9 protein-coding genes and 1 pseudogene are annotated in these 9,343 nt (G+C 54.0%); 9 read left to right on the forward strand and 1 reads right to left on the reverse strand.

The window, feature by feature from the left end:
• Positions 1 to 137 precede the first annotated feature (137 nt).
• Positions 138 to 1,058, reverse strand: a complete 921-nt coding sequence (locus IKE44_RS11170; protein WP_033017162.1) for an aldo/keto reductase — start codon at positions 1,056 to 1,058, stop codon at positions 138 to 140.
• Positions 1,059 to 1,175: 117 nt separating this feature from the next.
• Between IKE44_RS11170 and IKE44_RS11175 the strand changes: the two genes are divergently transcribed.
• From IKE44_RS11175 to IKE44_RS11215, 9 genes and pseudogenes are all read left to right on the forward strand, one after another.
• Entirely contained in the window at positions 1,176 to 1,736 is a 561-nt protein-coding gene (locus IKE44_RS11175; RefSeq protein ID WP_049626213.1) for an NUDIX domain-containing protein, read from the forward strand.
• The gene (locus IKE44_RS11180; protein WP_049625004.1) at positions 1,726 to 2,916 is read left to right on the forward strand and encodes an endonuclease Q family protein; all 1,191 of its coding nucleotides are present in this window, start codon (positions 1,726 to 1,728) and stop codon (positions 2,914 to 2,916) included. The genes IKE44_RS11175 and IKE44_RS11180 overlap by 11 nt, the downstream gene beginning before the upstream one ends.
• Positions 2,917 to 3,135: 219 nt before the next feature.
• On the forward strand, positions 3,136 to 3,798 hold the full coding sequence (spoIIM, locus tag IKE44_RS11185; RefSeq protein ID WP_033017158.1) for a stage II sporulation protein M: 663 nt from the start codon (positions 3,136 to 3,138) through the stop codon (positions 3,796 to 3,798).
• Positions 3,799 to 3,895: 97 nt separating this feature from the next.
• The gene (gene fur / locus IKE44_RS11190) at positions 3,896 to 4,348 is read left to right on the forward strand and encodes a ferric iron uptake transcriptional regulator (protein ID WP_033017157.1); all 453 of its coding nucleotides are present in this window, start codon (positions 3,896 to 3,898) and stop codon (positions 4,346 to 4,348) included.
• A 99-nt stretch (positions 4,349 to 4,447) separates the two neighbouring features.
• Positions 4,448 to 4,660 carry a YqzK family protein gene (locus IKE44_RS11195; RefSeq protein WP_287465924.1) on the forward strand — a complete coding sequence of 71 codons (213 nt, stop codon included), beginning with the start codon at positions 4,448 to 4,450 and terminating at the stop codon, positions 4,658 to 4,660.
• 6 nt (positions 4,661 to 4,666) lie between these two features.
• Complete coding sequence (xerD, locus tag IKE44_RS11200) at positions 4,667 to 5,563, forward strand: site-specific tyrosine recombinase XerD (protein WP_011231797.1); 897 nt, start codon at positions 4,667 to 4,669, stop codon at positions 5,561 to 5,563.
• 131 nt (positions 5,564 to 5,694) lie between these two features.
• Positions 5,695 to 6,881 (forward strand): annotated as a pseudogene (gene deoB / locus IKE44_RS11205) (phosphopentomutase).
• Between the two features lie 29 nt (positions 6,882 to 6,910).
• A complete protein-coding gene (locus IKE44_RS11210) occupies positions 6,911 to 7,747 on the forward strand; it encodes a purine-nucleoside phosphorylase (RefSeq protein ID WP_049626212.1) in 837 nt (278 codons plus the stop codon).
• Positions 7,748 to 7,752: 5 nt separating this feature from the next.
• Positions 7,753 to 9,054 (forward strand): pyrimidine-nucleoside phosphorylase, encoded by a 1,302-nt coding sequence (locus tag IKE44_RS11215; RefSeq protein WP_033017153.1) that lies wholly within the window; start codon positions 7,753 to 7,755, stop codon positions 9,052 to 9,054.
• The last annotated feature ends 289 nt before the right edge of the window (positions 9,055 to 9,343 follow it).

Here is a 9,343-nt window from a genome sequence, read left to right on the forward strand (position 1 = left end):
TAAAGCTGTAGACCTGAGTGTCTTATGCTCTAGCGGCGAAGTGGACACGCCTCAAAGAATAAGGATTGCTTGAAGCAGTCAAACTTCTTTGGAAGCCCCCACTTCAAATTTTCGCTAGAAAATTAAGTGGGGGTAGTTCACCGATGCACGTCGTACACCGAGCGTTTTGTCGTTTGTTTCAGCCATTCGTATTCGTCGGCATCAAGCGGCGGGGCGGAAGCGGCGGCGATGTTTTCTTCAAGCTGCCGAAGCCGGCTTGCGCCCGGAATGACGGCGGCAACGACCGGGTCATACAGGCAAAATTGCAGCGCGGTCGCGGTCAATGAACGGCGCCCGGCCGTTTTTTCCTTCAGCTTCGGGATGAGCGCCTGCAGTTCTTTGTAGGAATAATCGAGGTATCCATGTTCTTTCACCGCGCTGCTCGCTTGTTCAAGCGAGCGGCTCGTGAGCAAGCCTCTAGCGACCGGACCGCGGGCGATCACGCTGATGTGATGTTCGCGAAGAAGCGGGAACCATTCTTCCGGCCGCCGGTCAAGCAAGCTGTATTGCATCATGACGCTGACGATGTTCGAGCGCTTCACATATTCGCGAATGACGTTTGGGCGGATCGAGGAGATGCCGTACCAACGGATGACGCCTTCTTGCTTCAGCTCTTCGAACGCTTCAATCGTCTCATCGATCGGGTCGTCGATCGTGCCGCCGTGGAGCTGGTATAAGTCAATGTAGTCCGTTTGCAGGCGGCGCAGGCTCTCTTTGACCGCTTGTTTGATATAGGCTTTTGACGGATCCCAGTCCCAGCCGCTTCCGTCTCGGCGCCAACGGTTGCCGACTTTTGTCGCGATGATGACTTGGTCGCGTTTTCCTTTCACCGCTTTGCCGACAAATTCCTCGTTTAAGCCGCGGTCGTATAAATCGGCTGTATCCAAGTAGTTGATGCCGCGCTCCAATGCTTCATGGATGAGATAGATGGCATGGTTTTCATCAGTGCCGAGCGACATGCAGCCGAGGCCGATTTCGCTCACATACAAATCCGATGTGCCGATGCGGCGTTTGTTCATTTTTTGCGCCTCCTTTCGCGATCAATGACACGTCCATTGTACAACGGAAGCGAAAAAATGGCCAAACATGTAGTACAATGGAAAAGAATCGATCCAATTTGATAGGGGAGAATGAACATGGAGCTGTATGAAAAAACGATCCGCAAAGAGAAGCTGTTCAGCGGCCGCATCATTGACTTGTATATCGAGGAAGTCGAGCTGCCAAATGGGAAAACGAGCCGGCGCGAGGTGATCAAACATCCGGGGGCGGTGGCGGTGCTGCCGCTGTTGCCGGACGGGAAAATCGTTCTTGTCCGCCAGTACCGAAAAGCGCTGGAGCGCGCATTAGTCGAGATTCCGGCGGGCAAGCTAGAACATGGGGAAGAGCCGCTCGCTTCCGCACACCGCGAGCTCGAAGAAGAAACCGGCTACCGCGCCCATTCGATGCGCCATCTCATTTCCTTTTATACATCCCCAGGGTTTGCCGATGAACTCATCCATTTGTATGTCGCCGAGGGGCTGGAAAAAGCGGAGGACGGCGCCGGTTTGGATGAAGATGAGTTTGTCGAGCTGTTGGAAGTGACATTGGAGGAGGCGCTTGAGATGCTTCAACAACGCGACATTTACGATGCGAAAACGGCATACGCCTTGCAATATTTGCAGCTGCGCCGCGCGCTAGGGGAGCAAAATGCCGAATAAAAAAAACGAGCGCGGCCTCGGCTGTTATTATGCTGATTTACATATTCACATCGGCCGCACCGCCTCGGGCCGCCCGGTGAAAATTACTGGGGCGCGGACGTTGACGCTTGAGAACATCTTGCATGAGGCGGCTGAGGTGAAAGGGATCGACCTCGTCGGCGTCATTGACAGCCATGTGCCCGAAGTGCTGGACGAGCTCGAGCGGGCAATGGAGAAGCACGGTTGGCGCGAACATGAGGGGGGCGGCGTCAGCGCTGGGAAAGTGACGCTTTTGTTAGGCAGTGAAATCGAAGTATATGACGACCATTGCCATGGACCGATCCACGTGCTCGTTTTTTTGCCGACTGTGCAGACGATGCGCACGTTTTCCGGCTGGCTTGGCAAACGGGTAAAGAACATGTCGCTCAGTTCACAGCGCGTTTACGCCTCCGGCCGCGAGCTGCAAGCTGCCGCGAAAGAGCAGGGCGGCTGGTTCATTCCCGCGCACGCGTTCACCCCGTTTAAAAGCTTGTACGGAAAAGGGGTCAAGCACAGCCTGACAGAAGTGTTTGACCCGGATTGGATTGATGCCATTGAACTTGGGTTAAGCGCCGACACGGCGATGGCGGACCAGATCGCCGAATTGCATCGCTACCCGTACTTGACGAATTCCGATGCCCATTCGCTGCGGAAAATCGCCCGCGAATATGAAGAAGTGCGGCTCGCCGCCCCGACGTTTGCTGAATTGGAAAAAGCGCTGCGCGGTGAAGACGGGCGCGCGATTGTCGCCAACTACGGTTTAAATCCCAAACTCGGAAAATATCACCAGACGGTGTGCGAGCGCTGCCTTGCGCCGGTTGTACCGGACGTCGACCGCTGTGCGGCATGCGGCCATCATCGCTTCGTGAAAGGCGTGTTTGACCGGCTTGCGGAGCTGAAAACGGCGGAACGCGGGCCGAAACGGCCGCCGTACATTTATCAAGTGCCGCTTGAATTCATCCCCGGCCTTGGTTCAAAAGCGTATGAAAAGCTGCTCGCCCGTTTTGGCACGGAAATGAGCGTTCTTCATGAGGCGGCGGAGGAAGAGATCGCGGAGACGGTGGGAGAAAAGTTGGCCCAACTGATCGTCCTTGCCCGCAGCGGTGCGCTCCATATCGAGGCCGGGGGCGGTGGGAGATACGGGAAAGTGTGGGAGGGGTAACCACTCGGGCAGCGCTCCTGCCGTTCATCATCATGCCGTGCGTGCTGCTTGGCCCAGCCATGCGCCAATGGACCGAGGCGGCGTGCCGCCCGTGGAGTTGGTCACACGTCGGTGTTGAGCTGCTTTTTTATTCCATCACCAGCCTTTTAGAAAAACAGTCATACCGAAAGCGGATGGACATACAATCTACTAAGAGACAAAGTAGGAGGACGAAGCACAATGAGAACCCATCCGCTGAAATCGGCTATCGCTGTTCATTGGCGTGAACATGCTTCGCTGTACGTGTTTGTCATCGTCCTGTTTCTCATGGGCGTCATTTTCGGCGCCATTGTCGTCAACAGCCTCGGCTTCAGCCAAAAGCAAGATTTGTATTATTACTTGGCGCAATTTTTTGGACAAGTATCAAAAGACAACGTGGCAAGCGCCCACGACATGTTCCGTCAAAGCTACATGCATAACGTCAAATATATGGTCCTCATGTGGGTGCTCGGCATTTCCGTCATCGGACTGCCGGTCATTTTGGTTTTACTGTTTTTAAAAGGCATTGTCGTCGGCTTCACCGTCGGCTTTTTAGTCAATCAAATGGGCTGGAAAGGGTTTTTATTGTCATTTGTTTCGGTGATGCCGCAAAATTTGCTTGTCATTCCGCTCATGATCGTGATGGGCGTGATGTCGATATCGTTTTCCTTGCGGATGGTGCGCAATCAGTTTATGAAACGGCCGCACGAGCCAGTGTTCCCGATGGTGATGCGCTATGCCGCGGCGATGGCCGCGGCCGCCTTCGGGCTGCTTGTCTCTTCGGCGGTGGAAGCGTACCTTTCGCCGGTCTTGATGAAACAGGTGGTGAAATGGGTCGCTAATTTAATAATAATTATTATGTAGTAATCATTTTTGTTTTTTTGTGACAGTAATTATACTTTGAACCTTCCTGCGCACATTTGTTATAATGGGAGGTGAATGGCGAGGGAGGAATGAAAACATGGAAGATCGTGTGGAACGAATTAAGAAGCAGCTGCACTCAGCCGGCTATAAACTGACGCCACAGCGGGAAGCGACAGTAAGAGTCCTGCTTGAACATGAAGAAGACCATTTAAGCGCGGAAGACGTCTACCTCCTCGTGAAAGAAAAATCCCCAGAGATCGGACTGGCGACCGTATATCGGACGCTCGAGCTGCTCACCGAGTTGAAAATTGTCGATAAAATCAATTTCGGGGACGGGGTGTCGCGCTATGACCTCCGCAAGGAAGGAGCGGCCCATTTTCATCACCACCTCATCTGCTTAGAATGCGGGTCGGTGGCGGAAATTCAAGAAGATTTGCTTGAGAATGTCGAAGCGATTGTTGAGGAGAAGTGGAAATTTAAAATTAAAGACCATCGTTTGACGTTCCACGGCATTTGTCACCGTTGCCAGCAAAAGCATGAAGAAAAATAAAACCTTTTCCAACGGGAAAGGTTTTTTGCGTATAAACAACGAAACAAATGGCATATCCTCATACTACCAAGCTGACAAGCAACTGATAGGGAGGATGCCATGAAAACCGTTTGGCAAATGGTGAAAGTGTTTCTTTTATTTACGGGATGCACCATTTTATTTTATTATAGTCTTGTATGGTTTAACCGCGAGTACGAGTATTACCACCGATACGATGAGCCGAAGGGATCGGCGGTCAAAGTATCGGCGGCGGAGAGTGCGCCGCCAAGTTGGCTCGACCGGCAGATATTTTTTTATCGCGACGGGGAGTAGAGAGCGTTGGAATACGAGTTGAAAGATTTTCTGCATTATTTGACGGTGGAGCGGAATTTGGCGCACAATACGATCGTTTCGTATGAACGCGATTTGAAAAAATACGTCCGCTATTTGCGTCAAGTCGAGCAGCTTCAGGCGTGGGGCGAAGTGGAGCGCCTCCATATTCTCCATTTTTTAAAGTTTTTAAGCGAACAAGGGCAATCGGCGCGGACGATCGCCCGCCATTTGGCGTCGATCCGTTCGTTTCATCAGTTTTTGCTAAGGGAGAAAATCGCGGCGCAAGACCCGACCGTCCATATCGAAACGCCGCAGTTTGAACGGACGCTGCCGAAAGTGCTGTCGGTCGAGGAAGTCGAGGCGCTGCTTGCAGCGCCGCAAGTGAGCACACCGTTTGGGTTGCGCGACAAGGCGATGCTGGAGCTGTTGTATGCGACCGGCATGCGCGTCAGTGAGCTTGTGCAGCTCAACTTAAGCGACGTGCATTTGACGATGGGGTTTGTCCGCTGCTATGGAAAAGGGCGGAAAGAGCGGATCGTGCCGATCGGGCGCATGGCGATTGAAGCGCTTGCCCACTATTTGGAGCGAGGGCGCCCGCAGCTTGTCAATCCGCGACGACGGGCAACGGAGGCGCTGTTTTTGAACCATTATGGCCAGCGGTTGACACGGCAAGGGTTTTGGAAAATTTTAAAGCGGCTCGCGAAAGAAGCCGGCATCGAAAAAGAATTGACGCCGCATACGCTTCGGCATTCGTTTGCGACGCATCTGCTTGAGAACGGAGCCGATTTGCGCGCTGTGCAAGAGTTGCTTGGGCATGCCGACATTTCGACGACGCAAATGTATACGCATGTTACGAAAACGCGCCTAAAAGACGTGTACAAACAGTACCACCCGCGCGCCTAGTAGCTGCCGTATGCTAGGCGCTTGCCTGTCGTTTTAGTTGTCAGACTTCTGACCAATTGTCCATAGGCGTGTTTTCGCGAAAATACGGGAACGATAAAAAGAGACTCCATTTTTCATTGCAGGCAGGGGGAATGAATGTGAAAACGACATACCGGCGCGTTTTTTTGATTGTGATGGATTCAGTCGGCATCGGTGAGGCGCCGGATGCCGAGAAATACAACGACAAAGGAGCGGATACGCTCGGCCATATCGCTGAGTATCGCGGCGGCCTCTATATGCCGAACATGGCGAAGCTCGGCCTAAGCCATATTCGTGAGATCAAAGGGGTGCCGAAAGTCGAGCGACCGCTCGCGTACTATACAAAAATGAAGGAAGCATCGGCTGGAAAAGATACGATGACAGGCCATTGGGAGCTGATGGGCCTTCGCATCGACAAGCCGTTCCGCGTCTTTCCGAACGGGTTCCCAGATGAATTGATCGCTGAGCTCGAGCGGCGCACCGGCCGGAACGTGATCGGCAACAAACCGGCGAGCGGAACAGCGATCATCGAAGAGCTTGGCGAAGAGCATATGAAAACAGGGGCGATCATCGTCTATACATCAGCCGACTCCGTCTTGCAAATCGCCGCCCATGAACAAGTTGTGCCGCTGATGAATTGTACCGCATTTGCGAAATCGCTCGTGAATTGACGCGCGACGAGCCGTATATGGTCGGGCGCGTCATTGCCCGACCGTTCATCGGCAAACCCGGCCATTTTGAGCGAACCGCCAACCGGCACGACTATGCGCTTAAGCCGTTTGGCAAAACGGTGATGAATGAATTGAAAGACGCCGGTTATGAAGTGATTGCCATCGGGAAGATCGCCGATATTTACGACAATGAAGGAGTTACCCAGTCGTTGCGAACGACATCCAATATGGACGGAATGGATAAGCTCGTCGACACGCTCGGCATGGACTTTACCGGGTTGAGTTTCGTCAATCTCGTCGATTTTGACGCTAAATACGGCCATCGCCGCGACCCAAAAGGTTACGGCGATGCGCTCGAAGAGTTTGACGCCCGGCTTGCCGATGTGTTGCCGCGCTTGACAGCGGACGACTTGCTTATCATCACCGCTGACCACGGCAACGACCCGATTCACCATGGAACTGACCATACGCGCGAATATGTGCCGCTTCTTGTGTACAGCCCGCGATTTCGCGGCGGCAAGCCGCTCCCAGTCCGCGAGACGTTTGCCGATGTCGGCGCAACGATTGCGGATAACTTCCAAGTCAACCGGCCGCCGTACGGAACAAGCTTTTTGGCTGATTTGGCCTAACTTCATAAAGAACGATGAGGGGGAAAAGAATGGATCGACAAGCGATTGAAAAAACCTCCGGTCATTTGCGCTCATTGATGCCAACTCCGCCTGAAATCGGTCTCATTCTCGGCTCGGGGCTCGGCGTGCTCGCTGATGAAATCGAAGAGGCGGTTCGCATTCCGTATGAAGATATTCCCGGATTTCCAATGTCGACCGTTGAAGGACACGCTGGACGGCTCATATATGGGCGGCTTGAGGGGGCGACCGTTGTCGCCATGCAAGGGCGGTTTCATTATTATGAAGGGTATTCGCTTCAAGAAGTGACGTTTCCCATCCGGGTGATGAAGGCGCTTGGCGTCCGCGAATTGATCGTGACAAACGCTGCGGGCGGCATCAACGAACGGTTCCAGCCCGGCGATTTCATGATCATTTCCGACCATATCAACTTGCTGGGCACAAATCCGCTCATTGGTCCGAACGATCCGGAGCTTGGTCCTCGCTTTCCAGACATGACGGAAGCGTACAGCCGGCGGCTGCGCGAGCTCGCCAAGGAAACGGCGGCGAGACTTGGCGTTCGCGTGCATGAAGGAGTATATGTCGCCAATACGGGGCCGTCGTACGAAACGCCGGCGGAAATCCGCATGATTCGTACGCTCGGCGGCGATGCGGTCGGCATGTCGACCGTCCCGGAAGTGATCGTCGCCCGCCACGGCGGCATTGAGGTGCTCGGCATTTCGTGCATTTCGAATATGGCTGCAGGGATGTCGGATGCTCCGCTTCACCACGACGAAGTGGTTGAAACGGCCGAGCGGGTGAAGACGGACTTTTTGCGGCTTGTGAAAGCGATTGTCGCCGAAATGGCGAAATCAAAACGAAAAAGGTGACCGCGATGCGAATGGTCGATTTGATTGCGAAAAAGCGCGACGGAAAGGCGCTGACGAAGGAAGAAATTGAGTGGATCGTCCGAGGGTATACAAACGGGGACATTCCCGATTACCAAATGAGCGCGCTCGCGATGGCGATTTATTTTCGCGGCATGACCGAGGAAGAAACGGCCGCGCTGACGATGGCGATGGTGCAATCCGGCGAAATGCTCGATTTGTCGAGTATTCGCGGCGTGAAAGTCGATAAACATTCGACCGGCGGGGTCGGCGATACGACGACGCTCGTTTTAGGGCCGCTTGTCGCTTCTGTCGGCGTGCCGGTGGCGAAAATGTCTGGGCGCGGCCTCGGCCATACGGGCGGCACGATCGACAAACTCGAGTCCGTGCCCGGGTTTCATGTCGAGATCAGCAAAGACGAGTTCATTCGACTCGTGAATGAAAACGGAATCGCCATTATCGGCCAAACGGGCGATTTGACACCGGCTGACAAAAAGCTATATGCGCTTCGCGATGTGACGGCGACCGTCAACAGCATTCCGCTCATCGCCTCGTCGATCATGAGCAAAAAAATCGCCGCTGGGGCTGATGCCATCGTCTTGGATGTGAAAACGGGCGCCGGAGCGTTTATGAAGAAACTTGACGAGGCGCGCCGGCTCGCTCGAGTGATGGTCGACATTGGCAAGCGCGTCGGCCGCCGGACGATGGCGGTCATTTCTGACATGAGCCAGCCGCTCGGCTATGCCGTCGGCAACGCCTTGGAAGTGAAAGAGGCCATCGAAACGTTAAAAGGAAACGGGCCGCACGATTTAACCGAACTTTGTTTGACGCTCGGCAGCCATATGGTCTATTTGGCGGAGAAGGCGCCATCGCTTGATGAGGCGCGCCGTTTGCTTGAAGAGGCGATTCGCAGCGGGGCCGCCATCGCGGCGTTCAAAACGTTTTTGGCCGCTCAAGGTGGAGATGCATCGGTCGTCGACGATCTGGATAAATTGCCAAAGGCGGCCTATACGTCGACCGTCACGGCGGCTGCCGACGGCTATGTCGCCGAGATGGCCGCCGATGACATCGGCACGGCCGCCATGTGGCTCGGCGCCGGCCGGGCGAAAAAAGAAGACGTGATCGATTTGGCGGTCGGCATTGTGCTCCATAAAAAAATCGGTGATCGCGTGCAGAAAGGGGAAGCGCTCGCCACGATTCACAGCAACCGGCCAGATGTGCTTGACGTGAAAGAAAAGATCGAGGCGGCTATTCGTCTGTCGCCGCAGCCGGTTGCTCGGCCGCCGCTCATTTATGAGACCATCGTATAGAGAGGGACGCTGGCGATCCGCAAGGAAAAAAGCAGTTGTTCAAGTAGAAGACGCCTGAAACGCGTGTTTCGGGCGTTTTTTTTGTTTTTTGGAAAATGAGCTGTTTTTTGTATAAAAATATCTCGCCTGGAAAAAATGGCATGTATAAAGGGTAGCGTCAAAAGTTCTATGAAAACTCCACACAGATCATCCCATTGAGCATCGTGGGGCATGCGGAGGGCCGGATTCGCCCTTGACCAACACCCGCCAAAGGTGCGGAAGAGTCGTCAAGGGCGACGGGGACAAAAAA

Source organism: Geobacillus sp., assembly GCF_017515625.1.
Lineage (GTDB): Bacteria > Bacillota > Bacilli > Bacillales > Anoxybacillaceae > Geobacillus > Geobacillus stearothermophilus.

Bases quoted from the DNA above. Each gene is read 5' to 3' on its own strand.
- IKE44_RS11170 (WP_033017162.1), bottom strand. From the start codon at position 1,058: ATGAACAAACGCCGCATCGGCACATCGGATTTGTATGTGAGCGAAATC.
- IKE44_RS11210 (WP_049626212.1), top strand. From the start codon at position 6,911: ATGGATCGACAAGCGATTGAAAAAACCTCCGGTCATTTGCGCTCATTG.
- IKE44_RS11175 (WP_049626213.1), top strand. From the start codon at position 1,176: ATGGAGCTGTATGAAAAAACGATCCGCAAAGAGAAGCTGTTCAGCGGC.
- fur (WP_033017157.1), top strand. From the start codon at position 3,896: ATGGAAGATCGTGTGGAACGAATTAAGAAGCAGCTGCACTCAGCCGGC.
- IKE44_RS11195 (WP_287465924.1), top strand. From the start codon at position 4,448: ATGAAAACCGTTTGGCAAATGGTGAAAGTGTTTCTTTTATTTACGGGA.
- IKE44_RS11180 (WP_049625004.1), top strand. From the start codon at position 1,726: ATGCCGAATAAAAAAAACGAGCGCGGCCTCGGCTGTTATTATGCTGAT.
- spoIIM (WP_033017158.1), top strand. From the start codon at position 3,136: ATGAGAACCCATCCGCTGAAATCGGCTATCGCTGTTCATTGGCGTGAA.
- IKE44_RS11215 (WP_033017153.1), top strand. From the start codon at position 7,753: ATGCGAATGGTCGATTTGATTGCGAAAAAGCGCGACGGAAAGGCGCTG.